General features: G+C 41.8%; 22 protein-coding genes. 13 read left to right on the forward strand and 9 right to left on the reverse strand.

The genetic code is table 11. The features are described 5' to 3' along the window. Window positions 1–145: 145 nt before the first annotated feature. Window positions 146–865, reverse strand: coding sequence for a MerR family transcriptional regulator (locus tag EBB54_RS21905; protein ID WP_004071275.1), 720 nt, complete (start codon window positions 863–865; stop codon window positions 146–148). 234 nt (window positions 866–1,099) lie between these two features. Between EBB54_RS21905 and EBB54_RS21910 the strand changes: the two genes are divergently transcribed. Together EBB54_RS21910 and EBB54_RS21915 are read left to right on the forward strand one after the other, a co-directional pair. Then, window positions 1,100–1,546 (forward strand): MarR family transcriptional regulator, encoded by a 447-nt coding sequence (locus EBB54_RS21910; protein WP_125128989.1) that lies wholly within the window; start codon window positions 1,100–1,102, stop codon window positions 1,544–1,546. Window positions 1,547–1,566: 20 nt separating this feature from the next. Beyond that, entirely contained in the window at window positions 1,567–1,923 is a 357-nt protein-coding gene (locus EBB54_RS21915) for a molecular chaperone Hsp90 (RefSeq protein ID WP_125128990.1), read from the forward strand. A 178-nt stretch (window positions 1,924–2,101) separates the two neighbouring features. Here EBB54_RS21915 and EBB54_RS21920 read toward each other — a convergent pair whose 3' ends face one another. From EBB54_RS21920 to EBB54_RS21935, 4 genes are all read right to left on the reverse strand, one after another. Further along, entirely contained in the window at window positions 2,102–2,524 is a 423-nt protein-coding gene (locus EBB54_RS21920; RefSeq protein WP_125128991.1) for a DUF3788 domain-containing protein, read from the reverse strand. Window positions 2,525–2,538: 14 nt separating this feature from the next. Next, on the reverse strand, window positions 2,539–2,994 hold the full coding sequence (locus EBB54_RS21925) for a DUF6664 family protein (protein WP_243127766.1): 456 nt from the start codon (window positions 2,992–2,994) through the stop codon (window positions 2,539–2,541). A gap of 190 nt (window positions 2,995–3,184) precedes the next feature. After that, a complete protein-coding gene (locus EBB54_RS21930; protein ID WP_125128993.1) occupies window positions 3,185–4,717 on the reverse strand; it encodes a sensor histidine kinase in 1,533 nt (510 codons plus the stop codon). Continuing rightward, on the reverse strand, window positions 4,714–5,406 hold the full coding sequence (locus EBB54_RS21935) for a response regulator transcription factor (protein WP_125128994.1): 693 nt from the start codon (window positions 5,404–5,406) through the stop codon (window positions 4,714–4,716). The genes EBB54_RS21930 and EBB54_RS21935 overlap by 4 nt, the downstream gene beginning before the upstream one ends. Before the next feature lie 357 nt (window positions 5,407–5,763). On the opposite strand from EBB54_RS21935, the gene EBB54_RS21940 reads away from it, so the two are divergent. Further along, on the forward strand, window positions 5,764–6,312 hold the full coding sequence (locus EBB54_RS21940) for a hypothetical protein (RefSeq protein WP_193554378.1): 549 nt from the start codon (window positions 5,764–5,766) through the stop codon (window positions 6,310–6,312). 487 nt (window positions 6,313–6,799) lie between these two features. On the opposite strand, the gene EBB54_RS21945 is transcribed toward EBB54_RS21940, so the two are convergent. Beyond that, entirely contained in the window at window positions 6,800–8,125 is a 1,326-nt protein-coding gene (locus tag EBB54_RS21945; protein ID WP_125127865.1) for an IS4 family transposase, read from the reverse strand. Between the two features lie 667 nt (window positions 8,126–8,792). Further along, window positions 8,793–9,536: a LytR/AlgR family response regulator transcription factor gene (locus EBB54_RS21950; protein ID WP_125128995.1), complete on the reverse strand. Its 744-nt coding sequence runs from the start codon at window positions 9,534–9,536 to the stop codon at window positions 8,793–8,795. A gap of 289 nt (window positions 9,537–9,825) precedes the next feature. Here EBB54_RS21950 and EBB54_RS21955 point away from each other — a divergent pair, with 289 nt between their 5' ends. Further along, window positions 9,826–10,086: an accessory gene regulator B family protein gene (locus EBB54_RS21955; protein ID WP_125128996.1), complete on the forward strand. Its 261-nt coding sequence runs from the start codon at window positions 9,826–9,828 to the stop codon at window positions 10,084–10,086. 11 nt (window positions 10,087–10,097) lie between these two features. Here the strand turns inward: EBB54_RS21955 and EBB54_RS31375 are convergent, their stop codons facing one another. Continuing rightward, window positions 10,098–10,874 (reverse strand): sensor histidine kinase, encoded by a 777-nt coding sequence (locus EBB54_RS31375; protein ID WP_243127767.1) that lies wholly within the window; start codon window positions 10,872–10,874, stop codon window positions 10,098–10,100. Between the two features lie 789 nt (window positions 10,875–11,663). Here EBB54_RS31375 and EBB54_RS30240 point away from each other — a divergent pair. From EBB54_RS30240 to EBB54_RS21995, 9 genes are all read left to right on the forward strand, one after another. Beyond that, window positions 11,664–11,804 (forward strand): hypothetical protein, encoded by a 141-nt coding sequence (locus tag EBB54_RS30240; RefSeq protein WP_154677805.1) that lies wholly within the window; start codon window positions 11,664–11,666, stop codon window positions 11,802–11,804. A gap of 574 nt (window positions 11,805–12,378) precedes the next feature. After that, complete coding sequence (locus tag EBB54_RS30810; RefSeq protein WP_205128762.1) at window positions 12,379–12,519, forward strand: hypothetical protein; 141 nt, start codon at window positions 12,379–12,381, stop codon at window positions 12,517–12,519. A gap of 82 nt (window positions 12,520–12,601) precedes the next feature. Beyond that, the gene (locus tag EBB54_RS21965) at window positions 12,602–12,877 is read left to right on the forward strand and encodes a hypothetical protein (RefSeq protein ID WP_125128998.1); all 276 of its coding nucleotides are present in this window, start codon (window positions 12,602–12,604) and stop codon (window positions 12,875–12,877) included. 15 nt (window positions 12,878–12,892) lie between these two features. Continuing rightward, entirely contained in the window at window positions 12,893–13,990 is a 1,098-nt protein-coding gene (locus EBB54_RS21970; RefSeq protein WP_125128999.1) for a radical SAM protein, read from the forward strand. Next, window positions 13,991–14,467: a hypothetical protein gene (locus EBB54_RS21975; protein ID WP_125129000.1), complete on the forward strand. Its 477-nt coding sequence runs from the start codon at window positions 13,991–13,993 to the stop codon at window positions 14,465–14,467. It abuts the gene before it with no gap. Continuing rightward, window positions 14,440–15,234: an ABC transporter ATP-binding protein gene (locus EBB54_RS21980; protein WP_243127768.1), complete on the forward strand. Its 795-nt coding sequence runs from the start codon at window positions 14,440–14,442 to the stop codon at window positions 15,232–15,234. Before EBB54_RS21975 ends, EBB54_RS21980 begins: the two co-directional genes overlap by 28 nt. 1 nt (window position 15,235) lies before the next feature. Continuing rightward, a complete protein-coding gene (locus EBB54_RS21985) occupies window positions 15,236–17,596 on the forward strand; it encodes an ABC transporter permease (protein ID WP_125129002.1) in 2,361 nt (786 codons plus the stop codon). Window positions 17,597–17,678: 82 nt separating this feature from the next. Continuing rightward, a complete protein-coding gene (locus EBB54_RS31975) occupies window positions 17,679–17,942 on the forward strand; it encodes an ATP-binding cassette domain-containing protein (protein WP_330554573.1) in 264 nt (87 codons plus the stop codon). 380 nt (window positions 17,943–18,322) lie between these two features. Beyond that, window positions 18,323–19,165, forward strand: coding sequence for a methyltransferase domain-containing protein (locus EBB54_RS21995; RefSeq protein WP_125129004.1), 843 nt, complete (start codon window positions 18,323–18,325; stop codon window positions 19,163–19,165). Window positions 19,166–19,180: 15 nt separating this feature from the next. Here EBB54_RS21995 and EBB54_RS22000 read toward each other — a convergent pair whose 3' ends face one another. Beyond that, complete coding sequence (locus tag EBB54_RS22000; RefSeq protein WP_125129005.1) at window positions 19,181–19,495, reverse strand: VOC family protein; 315 nt, start codon at window positions 19,493–19,495, stop codon at window positions 19,181–19,183. Window positions 19,496–19,557: the final 62 nt, after the last annotated feature.

Below are 19,557 nucleotides of genomic sequence, written 5' to 3' on the forward strand. Positions count from 1 at the left end.
GTGAATCTTTCATTACAGGGAGGGAGATTGATCTGTCTCCCTGTTTGTTTTTGCAGCCCTTCTATGCTGCCGGCATACAGCATTGCAAATGTATTCCATGTGATGATTGAAGATCTGTTTGATTTCAGGGAACTATGACGGCGTGTCATTTCCATGCAATCGCCTGGCTGACAAATTCGGCCGTTCCTTCTCCGCCAGCCTGATCAATATTGCGTTTCATGCGCTCGTCGCTGACATACATTTCCCCTAGTCCGCGCAGGATTTCATCCGTGCAGGTGTAATAATTTTCCGTGATAAATGCCTGCAGCTCTCTGACCTTCTCCTGGGCCTCTCTGCTGCCGGGCGGCAGCTCTCTGATGGAGCCCATTTCCGCAAACAAAGACATCATCCTGTCTGCTGCCATTTCCATTTCCTCATCCGTCCTTCCTTTTCTTTTTTGCTCATACTCGGCGTATGCCTGGGTAGTTCCCCATTTTTCCCGGACCTCCTGGGCGTACCGGTCATACTCTGTTTTTTGAAATGCCTGAAAATTCATCTGATCTGTTCCTCCTTTTTGGGCCTCACGGGCCAAAGAAATCAACCTGTCGATACGGGTGCGCTGCAGCTCCAATAATCTGATCTGCTGGTCAAGCGCCTCTTTCGGGTCAAATTCCGGATTGTCCAGGATGGCTTTGATTTCCTTCAGCGGAAACTGCAGCTCCCGAAAGAATAAAATATTCTGCAGGCGTCTCAGCGCGGCGCCGTCATAAAGCCGATAGCCTGCTTCCGTTACCCTTGAGGGCTTTAGTAAACCGATTGCGTCATAGTGGTGGAGCGCGCGGACGCTGATTCCTGTAAGCCTGCTCACCTCGTGTACCGTCTGCATATTCCTTTCTCCCTTCTTTATGACCTGTTTAGAAGTATATACTATGACGCAGCGTCAGAGTCAACCTGAAATTTGATTTTTTAATTTTCTATTCACAGTAATAAAAACTGGCTGTCAAATTCGTCAAACCAAGCTTGCAAGAATCTGATGGACCGTTTTTATCTGACTGGAATCGTAATTTTTCTTTACAAATATACTACTATATAGTATAATCCTATCTAGGAGGAATGTGGTATGAATATCCAGGCAGGCAATTTTATTTCACAGATCAAGCGGCTCAGCGACAGAATTTTTGAGCGAATCCTGGCGGACAGGAAGATCGACGCATTTAACGGGGCCCAGGGGCGGATTCTCTATGCCCTGTGGCAGGGGGAAGCGATCTCGCTGCGGGAGCTTGCCGACAGAACCGGGCTCGCCGCCACCACCCTTACAAGTATGATCGACCGGATGGAATCGGCCGGTCTGGTCTGCCGTACCCCGGACAAGAACGACCGCCGGAAGACGCTGCTAACTCTGACGGAGAAGTCCCAAAGCCTGTATCAGGATTATCTGGACGTGTCTGACCGGATGTCGGAGATTTTTTACGCCGGATTTTCGGAAAAAGAAATCCTGCTCTGCGAGTCAATGCTCGCCCGGATTCAGGAAAATCTGAGACGCCATGAACGGATTCCCCGAATATGAAAATGAAAGGATGAAACATCATGAGTGAAAACAAAAAAGACGATGTAATCAAAAAAGTAAAGGAACTGATGGACGCGCCTTCCTGCTGCGCGGATGCAAGGGAAGCTGCAAAAAACTGGCTGGATGCCATCGGCACAGACCAGGAAAAAAGCCAGGCTGAAAATCTGATCGCAGAGCTGGAAATGGACATCATGCCGGTAGAGGGGCTGATCGCTTTTGCCGAATCCGAAGCCGGGGCCAAGGTATTCGGCCCGGAAAAGACCAAGCAGGTGGCTGCCCACGGCCGGGAGATCCAGGCTGCCGGAGCAAAGTACTGTGACTGCGCGGCCTGTGCTGCAGTGGAGGCAATTCTGGAACAGAAGGATGCCATTTTATAAAATGTGCATTTTGTTTCGTACTTACTGTCGTATATTGGAGCGGATTTGTTCCTGTTCATGGGCTTTCCGCCCGGATGCGAAAAAAAAGCAGCCGCACGCTCCAGCATGTGCGGCTCTTTTCACATAGTTTCCCTGCAGGTACACCGTCATGGCCGTTCGGCCCTTTCATGAAGAATGATTACTTTGCATTTCTTCGGATCTCGATCAGGCGGAGCACGTCCCGGAAAAGGTCTCCCTGGTCTTCCAGATCGATCATCAGCCATTTCTGGCCGTTTCCTTCCTCTGTCCGGGCATAAATCTCCTGCAGCTCCCCGGTACAGTCGGGCAGTATTGTTTCTACAAGCTCTTTTTCTTTTTTGCCCACCACAACCAGCACCGTAAAAAAAGATTCCCTGGGGTAGATGGTGCAGAGATTTTTGCCTGATTTTTTGAATTTCACATTCCATCCGCTTTCCCAACTGCAGGAGCTAAATTCAATCATCTCTTTCGCTCCATGCCGCTCCTTTATTTCCAAGCAGAATGTCTCGAATAGAGGGTTCCTGATGTAAGTTCCGATTTCGTCCAGTGTCGGACAAATACCGCGGTTTTGTAGATCAATCATAGATCGGTACCTCCTTATAAATGATTTGATGCGGCGCAGTCTGCAAACCGCACTCCATACCCTGCCTTCCTCAAATATCCCACTCCGTCGCAGCATCCCCGGAAATACACGGACTGCATTTCCAGTTCCGTGAGCCTGTTCTTGAGCAGCAGCACCTTCACCAGCGCCGCGCATTCCTGCTCGCTGAGGGCCGCCGCCTTTTCCGCGTCAAATATCCCCAGCACCCCGGGATAGCTTTCATACAAACTCTCGATCTCATTTTGAACGGCCCGGTAGTCCTCGTTCTCACCGGGCAGCTTCGCAACGACAGAACTCAGATATTCCTCAAAAATATTCTCATAAGCATCCACAAATGTTTCAAATTTCAATGTATCATGCATGTTTTGCACCTCCGACTTTTTGAGCCATTCCGAAAAAACACCTTCATCCGGCCTTGCAGCGGATGCGCTGAAAATCCTCTTATAATACATAGACAGGATAATTTTTCAGGAACGTTTTTTTACTATATACTTCCAAAAAGTCTGCAATATATACCTTGTGAAAGGCCGTATGGCCATAATGGGATGCCCTCGGGTATACCTTATAAAACGGCCGTATGGCCATGATGGGATGCCCTTGGGTATACCTTGTGAAACGGCCGTACGGCCATGATGGGGTGTCCTAAAGGATACCCTCCGAGCTCATCACATCAGGCATTTCCGGCGAAAATATAAAGGAAAAGGAAGTCCGATCCCTGGCGTTGCTCTCGCATTTTATTGCAATCTGATGCCGCTCGGCGATCTGCTTTGCAATCGGAAGGCCCAGCCCGCTGCCGCTTTTATTTTGCTCGGATCGCTCTTTGTGAAAACGGTCAAAGATATAGGGGAGCTCCTCAGGCAAAATGCCGCTGCCCCGGTCCGAGATGAAGATCACAAGCTTCTCTTTTTCAGAATCTTCCTTTTTGCCGCGGGATTCCTTTTCTTCCCGGAATCCTTTTTCCTCATAATACATTTTTACCGACACCGCGCTGTCCGCCGGGGCAAATTTTACCGCATTGTCCAGTATGATCATAAACATTTGCCGCAGACGGCCGTAATCTCCAAAAAAGCAGACGTTTCCGGCTTCATTTTCCAGCAGGATCGTCACCTGCTTCTGCTCCGCTATCCTCTGCATAGAGCGAACCGCTTCCTTCAATATGTCGGCCAGGTTCAGCTCCGATTTCTCAATTTTGAAATTCGTATTCTGGAGTCTGGAAAGCTCCAGCAGGTCGTTCACCAGCCGCTGGAGATGGGCCGTATCGGAGGACATCTGCCGGAAATACTCCTGCATTTCCCCGGGGTCGGTTATAAGCCCGTTCTCGAGAACCTCCAGGGAGCCTTTGATGACCGTCACAGGCGTTCGAAGCTCATGGGAAATATTGGACACGAAATCCTGCCGCATCTTATCCAGTTTTTTCCGCTCCTCCTCTACATTGGCGAGTTGGACAAACAGGCCGTCGATATTGCCGGCAAGCGCACCGATCTCGTCATTCTGCCGTACCTCCGTGCGGGCGGAATAATCCCCCTTCATCACTTTGTCTGCCGCCTGCCCGATTTTCCTCAGCGGGCGGATGAAATGGCGGGCCAGCAAAACTGAAAGAATGGACGCCAGAAACAAGGCCGTCAAAATGCAGAATACCAGTATGACGATCCCGTCCCGCTGGGCGCTGCTGATGCCGTTAATGGGGCTGTGCAGAAGCACCGCGGCGGTAATATTTCCGGCGGCGTCATGAACTGGGGCGCCTACGGTGATGGACGGAACATCCAGCAGCGGGCTGAACTCCGTATTTGCCACCACATTTCCCGCAAATACCTGGGCGATCAGTTCCTCCGCCCCCGCAGGCAGTTCGCTGTAGGACAGGGAGCTGCTGCTCTGGCAAACCTGAATGGTCTGTGCATGTTCATCCGCCAGCCATACCTCGCTCATGGCGATCTCATCCAGAAACCGCAGATATGCGCCGTAGCCTCCGGACTGTCCGCGGCCCTTGTGCCCCCTCTGTGAAAACTGGGAAAGGGTGTCCGCGATGGAAACAGCCCGCTTCTTCAATTCGGCTTCGTGTATTTCCGCCGTGCGCCATGCAAACAGCGCCCAGAACAAAAGTCCTGCAATCAGGGAAAACAGCAGGAGTACCGCGGAGAAATATCCGATCAGCCGGAATGTGATTTTATGCTTCATGACTCACCGCCCTCAAATTTGTACCCCATTCCCCAAATGGTCTTGATCTGCCAGTTCGGGTGAGGCACCTTGTCCAGCTTGGCGCGCAGCCGCTTGATGTGGCTGTCCACGGTGCGGTTGTCTCCAAAATAATCGTATCCCCACAGATCGCTCAGCAGATTATCCCTGGAAAAGATTCTTCCCCGGTTGTCCAGGAGCGTCCAGAGGATCTCCAGTTCCTTTTTTGTCAAAATGATCTTCTGGTCGTCAATCGTCACATCCGCATTGTCCAGGCAGACCCTCAGATTATCGTAAACCAGGTATTTGGGTGCCGCAGTCTGGGCAAAGCAGTCGATCCGGCGCAGAATGGCGCGAATCCTCGCCATAACCTCGCTGCCCGAAAACGGCTTGACAATATAATCATCCGCGCCGATATCCAGCCCCATGACCCGCTCAAAATCCTCGCCCCGGGCCGTAATCATGATCACAGGAACATTTGACACTTTGCGGATCTCCCTGCACACCTCGAATCCGTCTTTTTTGGGCATCATGACATCCAGCAGGATGACCGCAAACGTGTCTTTCTGAAACTGCTCGATCACTTCCTCCCCGTCAAAAGCGGTTACTGGCTCAAACCCTTCTTTTCTGGCAAATTCGCTCAGGATTTTTGTAATTTGGACATTGTCGTCCGCAATCAGAATTTTTTCCATGATGAAACTCCTCAATTTCATTATAAATGATTTGCAGCGGTTACGCACCCCCGCAGGCACGTTTATTCTAAATTTAGCATAAACCTTTGTCTTTTTTGTGTCGCCTGCATGTTTATTCCCGTGAAGCAGCGGGCCAAAGGTGATTGTTTCTTATTATCAAAACTCTTCATGAACTTCCGGGCTTCTGGACGGGTTTCTTCACTTGTCACAAAACAGGACGCATAAAGACATAATTCCGCCATAATTTTCCCGTATGATTTGGTTAAGACAAAATCCTGCAAAGCGATGGGAAATACAGGCCGCCCTCTGTTTGGCAGGTTCTAAAAAAACAAACTTAGATTCGAGGAGGTTTTTATCATGAAACATTTGAAAACAAAAGTCATTCTTTTTACAGCAGTCTCTGTGCTTACCCTTGGTTCCGCGGTTACCGTATCCGCTGCCGGCCGCCACAGGCCCGCGGATATCGTGGCTGCCATCACAGGAAGGGCTGTAGCAAATGTCATCCAAGAACGGTTTGAGACGGGAAAGACCTTTGGAACAATCGCAGCGGAAGCCGGCAAGCTTGACGAATTTAAGGATGAAATGCTGAACGCCAAGGAAGAAATACTCAATGAAAATGTAGAAAACGGGGTAATTTCCCAGGAACAGGCTGATGAAATTCTGGAAACCGTGCAGGAACGGCAGGCTGAATGCGACGGCACCGGCTACGGAGACGGGCTGGGCTGTGGATTTGGCTATGGGGACGGTACCGGCAATGGCTGTATCTATGGCGACGGAAATGGGTTTGGCAACGGGAACGGTTACGGCAATGGTAATGGTTACGGCAACGGCAATGGGTTTGGCCGCGGCGGCGGAAACGGTGCCGGATATGGCAGAGGACAAGGCGGCGGAAGGGGAAGATTATAATTCCCGGCGTCTGTCACATACCGTCACAAATGCATATGAACAGGATTTATGGATTTTAAAGGCTGTTTTTATTGGGTGCGTGTAAAATGATTCTGCGCAGCAGACTGTTGATTTGTCTGCTGCGCAGATTTTTAGTTTACGCACGGCTCCTTGTTTTCAATCTGGAAATCCACCCTCCGGTCTCCCTTATAAGCGTCTGAGCAGGTCAGAAAATATCCCTGCGCAGGGTATCCGCCGGCAACGAAAATATAATGGTTACTGTTCACACGGCAATGTCATTTAGTTAAACAAAGCCAGACCGGTGTTCTATAAATTATTAGATATAAAGTGGACTTGTTTTCACAGCACAAGCCAGAACATATGTTTTTGCTTGTGTCTGAGAGACTGTTCGGATCATAATGAAAGAGGTGAAAATTATTTTTGGGCATGACGACTAAGCAGATCCGCATCTGCTTAAAAAATATCTATATTTAAGGTAAAAATGCTTTCAGGCTGCCCGGTATATAAGATATCGCGGCCTCCGGAAATGGGCTGTCTTTAGCCTGTGATACTGCCGTTCATTTCGGATCGGGATCAACCTGCGCTGAAGCAGGGCGGTTACATTGATTGAGCCTTCTTTCACAGAAGGACGTAGGAACACCCTGCAAATATGGGCTGCTGTACCAAAATGTATTTTGTAATCATGCTTTGTCTTCTTTTGATGGACCACAGCAGTATGGTTGATGATACTTTCTGTCAAGTTGTAGACGATGAGTTTTGCCCATATTTCCTGTTTGACAAAGTCCGGCTTATAAGAATGGAAATTGATCAATCCGATGGTATATTTCAGTTTCCGAAATGAGGATTCCACGCCCCACCTGGAAAAATAAAGCTCTTTTAGACGCTTTGGCGGAAATTCCTCTTCCGGGAGATTGGTAACCAGGCACTCATAAGTGGACTCTGATATGGGAAACCTGACAATGCGGAACGTAAGCTGGTAGGTATCCCGTGTCCCGTACTCAATAAAATCAAAGGAGGTTGCCTTATCGACAAAACGGCGGTATCCCTCTACAGCAATCTTTTTTGACTGGCTGCGTACCAGGGTGACCCGAACCCGGATGTCAAAGGATTCCTTGTCAGGAAAATCAAAACCGGAAAGAAGGCCTTTGGAATGGATATCCTTTGCGCGGAAGAGGAAAAACTGCCCTTTTTTGAGCACATGGGCCATATTATTATAGGAGCAGTAACCACGGTCACCGATAAAAATAGTCTTTTTCCAGGGGGAAGTCTGATGGCGGTCCACCAGGGTGGCAAAGGCCCGGTATTCATCCTTATTGTGAATCGGCTGGATCAGTGCATCGGTATAGATGTGCTTGTCCAGATTGTACAGGGCATTTAAATGCAAACTGTAAAATCCTTTGGCAGAATGCCCTTCGGAAACAAAGTAGTCAGGGGAAGCAAACGTGGGCTTACTGAAAAAGGAAAAGGTAGAGCCATCCGCAGCAATGGATTCATAGCCGTCTGCGCCTTCCAAGGAAGAGAGTGAGGAATGGAAGTGATGAAAAACGGCTTCCATGGCTTCCGGTTTTAACTTTGCCCGTTGCTGATTGAGTGCGGAAACGGAAGGGGCATCTGCATCCAGATCAAAAAACTCCAAAAGTTCCTCGGAAGTGGAGGAAGAGCCCTGGGAAACCAAAAACGTAATGAGCTTATCCGGTGGAAGCTTTTTCTGGCGGGTAAAATCCTTGTCTGGGTGGACGGAGTATTTTGAGATTGTGGACGCAACGCTGTCCACAGCAGAAGAAAAAAGAGCCTTGATTTTTTCATGAAACATAACGAATGTACCTCCTTGGATTAGAATCATATATCGCTCTAAATCCAAGGGCCGCGCTCGCTACCTCTAAAAAGAGGATCAGCAGCGAGCGCGGCCGCACATTTTGTTTGATTTGTCAAGTACTAATATAAAATTCCGCAAAAAAATCAAAAAGAATGGTTAGACCCCCACTTAAAAAAGGCTCTACCCCATCCATCTGAGTTTTCTGCTGAAAAAAACAATAATTTCCATGAAAATGGATTTTCAGATGCAAGGTTTTCAGATAGAATAACCCCAGTAATATCGCGGGTTGAAGCCAACAAGACGGGTGAACACCGGTGAGTGGAACATCGGATTTCGTCCATATATTAACTAAATGACATTGGTTTACCGGCTGGCCAGTAAACTGTAAGTGCGGCTCAGAACATAAATACACGAAGTATCCGCTGTAAAAACAGTTGTTATTCTGAACTCTTAATAAAAAACTGTTTCAAACATTGAAGTAAAGGCGATACAGCCCTGAAAATAAAAAGACATTTTCATTGTAGATTGATAGAATGTTTGAAAAATGCACCTGCAGTGATCGTTCCTCTGTCTGCTTGACAGAGGAAATATCATTGCGAGATGCATTTACTTTAGCATATCCGGAAATAAAAAGCAATTCCTTTTTGGTAAAATAAAAAACTCCTTACTTCTGCTTCTCCATCATTTTTTTCAGCCCCTTCTTTAACCTGACGGAGACAGGGATGGTCTCCCCGTTATTCATGGATACGGTCATGGCAGTAAAATCCACTTCGGTAATATTATCCCGATTGACAATATACGACCGGTGGCATCTGTAAAAACGATAATCCAACTGCTTTTCCACCTCTTTCAACTGCCCGGAAAATTCAATGACCCGCTTTTTCGCATGGAGCAGGACCTTATGGATATTGCCAGATGTTTCGAAGCAGATGATGTCATTGTAGTCGATGGTAATGCACCGGTCATTCTGACGGATCACAAAGGCCCGGTTGATCTTATTGTTCAGCGAGGTATATTTGTGTTCCACATCCAAAAGGCATTCATGGATCTTGGACTTGATATGCTCCTGGGTATCCTTAATGATAAAATCCAAAGCCTCGACCTTATACTGGAAGGTCAAAAAACTCATTTCCGAATGCGAGGTGATAAAGATAATAAAACAACGGGGCTGGATCTGACGGATCCGCTGTGCCAGCGCCAGACCATCCATATCAGATTTTAAATCAATGTCCAGAAAGAAAAGTCCTGTATTTTCTGCTGTTAAAATCTTTTCGAGAAGCGCATGTGGATCTGATGTAGCCAGGGCAATCTTCATGTCCATTTCTTCAATTAAAATTGTATTCGAAATATATTTTTTAAAGAGATTTAGCTGCTTTTGGTTATCTTCACAGATGTAGATATCGATCATATTAAGTGCCCTCCTTAGAAACTGTAAAAAAATAATTGGATACTTGCCTGTACATCAGTGCAATACCTATTATACAATAATATTTATCGTAAGTGTAGGAAAAAAATAATCGTGATTCATCTGATCATAATCGTTTCCTGATTAACGGAAATTACAGAAAATACGACGCTTATTATAAAATCAAAAAACAGCATATCCGTATTGTTATAATTGAAGCACAAGCAGGCCATCAATTCCCTGGCGGAAATTGGCGGCGAATTACCATCAAATCAGGAGGGAGATACAGGAAATGGAAAAAATAGCAAATAGGATCGTCAGCTACTTAGACACAGATCAGGCAGCATGGAATGAGATAGAGCGGATGCAAATGATTTTAGGATTACAGGTTCTGATCCATAATATTGTTATGACCGGAACCATTCTCTTCCTGGCTTTGTTAACCGGAATGCTTTGGGAAGCAGCCATACTTCTTACAGCATACGGAGCACTCAAAATGACCGTTGGGGGTGTACATTTTAAAACAAGCTGCGCCTGCCGTGAGTATAATTGACATTCAGTATATCAGGTGATACGAAGCCGCTGTACAAAATGTTCACCCTGAATCTCCGTATCCAAAAAAACAGAATTATATTTTGCAATGATCTCATGGGCATTATATAGTCCCAGCCCGCGGTTTGCACCCTTTGTAGATACATTTGGCTGTGCCAGTGAAGCGTAAGGAACCCCCTTTTCAAGAAAAGAGTTGGAAATGATAAAGACATATTCCGTATCAGCATGAACCAGGGCAAAGCTGAGGAAAGGAGAATCCGTTTCAAGAGCAGCCTCGATCGCGTTATCCAGAAATATTCCGATCACACGGGTCAGATCCAAAGTATCCATTGGTATATCTGCGATTTCATTCGTGACTTCTATGCTTACATTGATATTCAATTCTATGGCATATAACAGCTTCGCTGATATAATGCTTTTTAATTCCGTTGTCCTGATATTCATTAATTGATTGATATGAGCCGAATTTTTAGAAATATTCTTACCTGTTGGAAGGATTTCCTTCTCAAAATATCTTTTCAAACCCTCCATATCATCCGTTTCCATATAACCGGACATGGAAAGCAGGATGTTGGAGTAGTCATGCTTGAAGGAGCGCAGGGAAGAATACATATTCTCAATCTGATTGGTATATTCCTGCAATCTGTGATACGAATCCTGACGCGCATCCATCTCTGCCTTTTCTTTGTTTGCTTTTAGGATGTTTACAATCAGAACCATACTGACTGTAAAGTAGCAGGTGAATAAAATGCAGTTAAAAAGTACAATCTTCCGTGTATATCCAATCATATCTCCCATTATGATGTTGAATAAAAACACAAACAGGCAGGCAAGCAGGTTAGTTGCTATAAGTAACAGGAGCTGCCTGGATAAAACTACCTGCAGCTTGTGTATAAGAGAATGAAGCAGTCTGCTCAATACAGGAAAAATGCAGGCAATGAGAGCAATATAAGAGATCATATAAATCCAATATATGAAGCTGGACTGCAAATCTTCTGCTGAGTAGATTGGGTAGATCAATGTATCCCATGCCATAGAATAGATATTATCCAATAGTACACAAATCAGGTAAGCTGCAATAACGGTACAGATATTCATAAGCCGATGAGAGTCTATGAAAGCGATGTATGTACAGACGCTTATTAGTAAAAGAACAACCCCTGCATTACTCAGAGCAAATCCCATCAGCAGGATATTGATGAACAGTATTGTAAAAAGAATCAATTTTTGTTTTATTCTCAGCTTGAACGGCAAAAAACAGCATATGGGAATCAAATAGATGAGAATATTTAAAAAATATGACAATATCTGCATTAAATCTAAGTCCTTTCCATAGTGTATTTTCAGGGAAAACATCAATATGTATATCTACAAAAGTATGAACAATTGTGATTATACTATATATTTTTGAAAGGGGCAACGTTTATTCAGTAATATTCGTTGTGTTTTTTTGAAAAAAATACGATTTTTCATTGTAAAACATATTTTATTCAAAAATATAAAAAATAGAGAAATATGGGTTATACTCTATTTACGAAATACAAAATACGAAATACAAATACGAAGGAGAAAGAAGAAATGAAGAAAAATATAAAAAAGACGATTGGTAACATAGCTATTAATCTTGGGAAATATGCTGTTGGAAAATCAATTGTTATGGGAATGTACGATCCTAAGATTCCGGATATTCTGAAAACAAATAATAAGGAAAGAAAATAGAACTTATGCTTTGGAGCCATTGGTTCGACAGTTTCTTAACAATAAAATAGTTAGATGCAGGTATAGGTAGATGAAATTACGAAAATAGTGAATTAGTGATTCGAATTTTCCGGGATTCAGAGAAGGGATTACTATGGGGATTAATGGAGTTTTACAACATGATGAGAAGGACTGCAATGCAGCTTGTCTTGCAACAATATGTAGATATTGGAAATAGATTAGGAAAGTTCTAAGTTCAATATAAGTTTGCTAGTACGCTAGTACATAAATGCAAATTACTAATAAATAATGTGGGTTATAGGAACAGAATAAATAGATGATTCATTTTACAATGAAAATATTTTATGGAAGTTTCAGTTGACTGGGCCGTGTACTAGTGTATTGGCAAGCTTATATTTGAAGAAATCTGCAGAATGATTTTGTCGGAAAGGACGGTGAATAAGACGAAACTGACTATTGATATTATGAAAAGGAACCTGCTAATAATAGTAGTTATTCTTTGTGAATTGATCGTAATCAAAGCAGTTTACTAGAAAATAAGACAAAGAGTTGGCATATAAGCTTGCTATTAAAAATGAAAAATTTTAGAAAGGAGAATATATTAATGAAAAAGGAGTTCAAAAAACCAATGTTCAAAAAAGGAAATATGAGAATTAAAATATCTTGCGCACCATGCGGGCCAGAAGGATGCGCAATGTTCCAGTGCAATTTTTAAGTTGTATAAAAAGAAAGGAAAGAAGAAAGTTGCAAAGACTGTAACTTTCTTTTCAGGTATTGAATTATATAGGTGATAGAATATGAAATGTAGAAAAATGCAATGGAAACCACATAATGAAATTAACAAAGTTGGAGATACATTATATTTAATAAAGAAAAATTGTGACGAAGTTTACACATTTACGGATAGTGCTATTGAAATAATTGAGACTCTTAGTGCTTTGAAACAATGTACTATTGAAGAACTGATAATAGAACTTGTTAAATTATATGAATTAAAAGAAGAGGAAAAAGGAGAAATTATATCTTTTTTAAAGGAATTGGAGAAAGAAAATATTATAGAAATATTTCAATAATGAAGGGATGCTTAAATGAAAAATATAGCCATTAGTAATGCAAATTTTTTGAATTATTTAAGAGAAAATGAAATTATCTATCCGCTGGTTATGAGTATTGATGTTATTGAAAATTGCAATTATAGATGTAAACATTGCTATATAAAATACTCTTTTAAAGAGTCAGAAGATAATTGTTTATCATTTGATGAATTAGATGAGTTATTTGTTCAGCTTGGAAAATATGGAGTTGCTTCTGTTAACCTAACAGGTGGAGAACCTCTTTTAAGAAAAGATATTGTAGAGATCATTAAAAGCGCAAAGAGAAATAATCTTTATTGTTGTTTAAAATCAAACGGATTTTTCTTATCAAAGGATTTAATACATACCTTTGAAAGTATAGGTTTAGATGAAATTGTTTTGAGCATTTACGGAATGGATAATAAGGAATATCAAGATGTTACTGGTTTTGCAGCAACGGAAAAAGTAGGTGTTTGTGAAAAACTTTTTGAAAATATACGATATTTGAATTCTAGTAAGATTAGAACAGAGCTAAGATATGTTTTGCTAAAGCAAAATTATAAGAGTTATGCTAGATTTGTCGAAATGTGTAAAAAAATTGGTTTAAAACAGGGGCAATATGACTTTATAATAGACATTAACCCAGATAATAGTTCTGACGAATGTACATCTAATAACGGCATGGATGCAAAACAACAAGAAGAATTTTTACGACAGTTTTATAAACTAGACAAAGAAACTTTTTACTTAAAATATAATAATGATTACAAGTATAAGAAATGTTTAGTAGGTAGGCAGCTTTTGCATATAAAATGTAATGGAGATATATATCCTTGTCCGAACTTTCCAATTAGTGTAGGAAATATAAAAGAACAAACATTTAAAGAAATCTGGGAGAATTCACCACTTTTAAATGAATTGAGAGATATTTCAGAAGAAAATTTCGACTGCGGTACATGTAAAGATAGAGATAAATGCTATCATATATGTATTGGGGCTATTTATGTATGGAACAAATGCGAAAACTATAAAAAATCTAATATTTCATATTGCCAGTATAAGAGAGAGTTTTATTCGATTGTAGATAAAATAAAGGCAGAGGTGGTTAATTAAATGCTATATTATAAGCCATTGACAAGCATGGATTTTATAGATGAGTGGTCTTCTAATCTTAGATTACAAGATCAAATTGAGATAGGAGCTTTAAATCAAAATAAGAAATATATAAAAAATGCTTTAGCAAAGGTGCTACAAAAGTCGGATAATAATTATGTGTTATATAAAGATGAAAGCGTTCTATCTATTTTAGGAGTAAGAGATATTGATAGTAAAGTAGGAATGCCTTGGCTTTTGTCAGCAGAAATTCCTAAATCAGTAAATTATCAATTTCTTAAAATTACAAAAAAAATTGTGGAGGAATTTCAAGAAAAATATAATATTTTATATAATTATACACTTTATAATAACACGGTATCATATAAATGGTTAAAATATTTGGGATTTCAGATTAAATATGATGATGTTATTGAAAAATGTGATGGAAGAAGGCTTGTTAGATTCGAATGGAGAAGAGAATGGGAAAAATATTAGAAGTAAATAATCTGACAAAGATATATTGTGAAGGTTCTATAGAAAGTAAGGTTGTTGACAATTTGAGTTTAGAGGTTGAAGAAGGAGAATTTGCGATAGTTATGGGAACCTCCGGTTCCGGAAAAACGAGTTTTCTACATCTGATAGCTGGAATTGATCAGCCTGATGGAGGAAAAATAAATTATTTACAAAAAGGGTTGGAAGATAAAATTGACTTTGGACATATTAGCGAAAAAGCAAAGACGATATTCAGGCGGACAAATATAGGAATTGTTTTTCAGCAGCAGTGTCTAATTCCAGATTTGACAGTGTATGAAAATATTATGTTGCCAATGATGCTTGACAGGAAAAGAAAAGAGAAAAATTCTATGAAAGGCACTGTTTTAGAATTGTGCAGACAATTTGGCTTAATAGAGCATACCAGAAAATATCCTTCACAATTGTCAGGCGGACAGCAACAACGAGCCGCAATCCTTCGGGCAATCGTAAATAAACCACCGGTGTTGCTCTGTGATGAGCCAACTGGAAGTTTGAATTCAGCACAATCAGATATAGTCATGGAAATATTAGAGAGCTTAAATCAGAAAGGACAATCAATCATCTTAGTAACACATGACATCAAAGTCGCTATTAGAGGAAGTCGTGTAATCTATATTGAAGATGGTCACTTGGAAGGCGAATTAAGATTCAACAGTGATACTGAGAAAGAGTTATATAAGCAAAGAGAAGTGGAACTTATGAGTTTTCTGCAAAAGAGGGGATGGTAATTTGAAAGAAAGTTTTAGATGTGGATTGGCAAAGCTGAGAAGGAAAAAGATCCCGAATTTGCTTTTGGGAATATGTATCATGATTACTGCTATATTGTCATTGAACGCGCTTATTTTTTTAAAAGAATTAAATGGGATATTTGACAGAGCCTACGAAGAAATGGAAGGCCCACAGATGTGCTGTTTGTGGAATAGAGAAATTGTTTCATCTGATAGCGTAAAGCAATATATGAAAAATTCCAAGAATGATCTGGAATATCAAATTACTGAAAATACGAAAACAGTAGAATACATTGAAAAAGACGGAATTAGGTTAAGTAATGGTATATTATTAGAGCTACCTGAACATATAAGTAGAGAAATGATCTCACCTAAAATTTCTGATAAATCAGAGCCAGAGATGCCAAAAAAGGGTGAAATCTGGATTACTACAAAAATGGCTAATATCCTAAATGCAAAAGTAGGAGATAATATCTCTTTGCAATTAGCAGATCAGTCTGAGAATGTGAAGGTTGTAAAAATTGTTGCAGATCCTGTCTTTGGGGGAAGTAATACTAACGTATATCGGATGTGGTGTGGATATGATCGGCTTTCAGAGTTTGCTTTGGCGGAGAATCATATGATGTGCTATTTGGAAATCAGATTCCAAGAATTTACCCAGCAGAGTATACAGAATTTTATACGCAACGCAGAGGAATATTTTCAGATGCCATTAGGTGATACACTATATACATATGATCAGATAAAAAGCGGATATACATCTGTTTATCAGATGATAGGTGCTGTATTATGTTTTGTCAGTATTATCCTGTCAGTCACCATAATCATATTAACTGTATTTCTGATAAAAAGTGATATGGATGAAGATGTAAGAACTATTGGTATATATAAAGCAATAGGAATGACGGGCATACAGATTACAAGTGTATATATTATCTGCTATGGATTAATTGGCTTGGTGTGTTCTGCGTTGGGAAGTGTTTTGGGGGGGAAGCTAAGTCAAAAAATTATAGAGAGTATTCTTGGTGACTTAGGAATCTATATGGTTTCGCTAAAAGGAATTTTAGGTTATCAATTTTTTGTATGGTTAGCTGTATCAGCGACAATTGTTTTCATATGTTTTTGTGCTGTTTCGAAAATACAGAGGCTAAATGCATCTTACGCAATAAGGAGGGGGAACTGGAAGACAAAGGAAATAAGCAGAAAGAAACAGAAAAATACATATTACAATGGCAAAGGATCTTTTGAATTGTATTATGCCATCAAGGGAATATGGAATAAGAAACTAAGATATATATATATAATAGGAGTATCTATGATATTCAGTTGTCTTACAGTCCTTTGTTTTGGATGCCTGAATGCAGTCGAGAATATTGACAAAGAGCCAGAGGCATGGGGATTTATAAGATCGGATATTTATGTTACATCACTGGAAGATACGCCTGTGAGCAATATTATAAAGGAACTAGAGGAAGATTCAAAAGTTGATTATACGTATGGAGTGAACAAAGTATATCCTAAGTATAAGCCGGATGATGCGGAGTGCTGGCAAAGTGTCGTAGCTGAGGTTTATGAGTTGCCATGGAATGAGAAAATAAAAGATAAATCTTTATATGGAAGACGACCCCAAAAAGAAAATGAGATTGGCGTAGGTATGACATTTGCGGAAGAATACGGGCTGAATATTGGAGAAAAAATTGAATTATTTATAAACGGAGAGAAGAAGAAATATGAGATTACAGGAATTTTTCAATCCCTTTCTAATTATGGTAAAATAATACGAATGGTTACTGATAATCTAGATCAATTTGTAAACGCAGATGGTACCTATGGAGATTATATGCTTCTACTTACAGAACCTTCTGAGAAATGGAACTATGCGAAGGAACTAACGAAAAAATACAACGAAGAATTTGCGTTTATTGCTTCAAAATCAAATGGAGAGAACATTACAGGTATTTTAGTGCCAGCTGTTGGATCCATATTAACTATATTACTGATTATAATTATGATTATTATGGTGAATCTTACATTTTTACTGATAAGAAAAGAACAGAACCTAATTGGATTACTAAAAGCTGTGGGGATGACTTCATGGCAAATCTTAAAAATTTATTTATGGCGGAATTGCGTGTCTGCATTTGTTGGTACCTGCTTGGGATCAGTAATCGGAACACTCATCGTACCTAGTTTACTGACGCCTTATGCTAAAATATTAGGGCTTACAGAATTCCCGTTTATGCTTAATCTAGCAGGATTATTGGGCAGTCTTATACTGTTACCAGTCTGCATATTATTAGCAACATGTGCAGTTGTCAGAACAATTCGCGCTATATCTGTTAAACAGTTAGTGAATGAATAGAAGGTACTCCCGAAAAGTCAACTTAAAAATCTGAACACAAAGACTTTTTGGGAGTATTTGAAATGTCAGAAGAATAACTAGTGTGACGACACATTATTCCACCAAACCTCCTTATCTATTCCACATCTGCCGCATTGGATTTTCTGGCCGTAGCCACCGCTACATCGTCGAAAATCCGCTATGTCTAAAAAATCAAGAAGATATTTTAAGAAATGTGGATTTTCGATATGGATATAGAGAAAAAATATTAAAGAACATTAATTTAAATCTTAAACCAGGAGAGAAAGTAGCAATAGTTGGGGAAAGTGGTTGTGGAAAGAATAAAAGAACAGTTACCCTATTTTAAATTTTCTTATCCATGGGGCTGCTTTTTCCTCCTTGCCGTTATCCTTTTTATAACGTGCGCGGCAATATCTGAATATATGTATCGAAAATCTGTCAGTGGAAGTATTTCTGAGAGATTAAAATTAGAATAACAGAGGGCTGGATGCGTTACAGTTCGCGGCCGGTTGGGCCGTGAACTGTAACTGGTATTGGGCGCGGATCACAACGATTTCTCAATACTTGAAAAGGAACCATTCTCCGTAGTATAATGAAATCACAACAAGAAAGACCAGGAGCCGCTGTCCAGCGCATAAGGAAACATAACGCTTTGGGGCTGCGGCTGGCGCGATACTCACGGCCAGTGAAATCTGCCGTGAGTATCACGGAAACGGAGGATACGGTATGTCAGATTTAAGAATAAAGGAATATCTCGCCCAGGTCGGGATCCGCAGAATCCATGAGCTGGACACCGCTCTTCTGGAAGCCTTCGGGCAGGAGGAGGGCCAAAAGCATATTAAAAAGCTGACGGAATTGTATGACCGCTCAGAGGAACGGCTAATCTACGGAAGTAAAGACACAGCCTGTCTCCGCCGTCAGGAGGAGCTTGTGGATTATCTGAACCAGAGCCTGCAGATGAGCCTTTTGGCAGCTTCTTTTTATGACCGTGTGTTTTTCCGGAGGGCGATGGAAGCACTGCTCCGATATGAGCAGTTTTTTGCGGGGGACATTCTGGATATCGGCTGCGGAAATGGGATCCTGACCTGCTTTTTGGCGCGCATCCATCCTGACGCTTCTGTGACCGGCCTGGACCTGTCGCAAATGGCTGTTTCCACGGCCCAGGAGCTTGCCGTGAGACTGCAGACGGACAAGGTACGTTTTGCCTGCCCTCGGGCGCTGAAGCAAAAGAAGTATGACACCGTGTTTTCCTGCCGGACGGTACATGAGAATGCCAGGTGGAGGCCGCTGATTGAAGAGAAGAAAGGGGCGCCGCTGTCAATAGAAGAGCAGGCAAAACGGTATGAAGGGTATGTGAAGGAACTTTCGGCTTTGGTAAAATCCCAGGGGTATCTTGTCAGCATAGAGCGCTGTGAGGAGGACGATGTATGCGCCGGCCTGATCCGCGCTCTGGCAGACGCTGGACTTTGCCAGGTAAAGGGCACCTGCATGCAGTTTTCCTATAAAAATGGAGACGAAATGGCTGCGTTTCAGGCAATGGTCTTTCAGAAGGCAGATGGCCGGCCATAAATCACTCGGCGGTTCCTATATCAGTTCAATCGTCACTCCATCCGGCATGCTGATCCAGTTCTCCTTGATCCGGCGGCAGCCGAATTTTTCCGCGCGGGCAATCACGGTTTCTTTGTCTTCAGCGGAAATTGCGAGATGGTCGTATAGTGTCCCGGCCGCCGGGGTATCCGGGGCTTCATTGAGCTGAACCCCTTCATGGAACCAGATCTTCCGCTCCGGAGCGTCTCCGGCCGTCTTTTGGACGGTCATTTCAAAAACCTTTGTAAAAAAATCCAGATACCAATCCAGTCTGTCTACAGACAGGGCGATGTGATGCAGCATATACTTCATAAAAATCTCTCCTTTTCTTTTTTGGCTTCTCACGGGGCTGTCAATCTTGACAACAGAATCCC

It is taken from the genome of Schaedlerella arabinosiphila, from assembly GCF_003885045.1.
GTDB lineage: Bacteria > Bacillota > Clostridia > Lachnospirales > Lachnospiraceae > Schaedlerella > Schaedlerella arabinosiphila.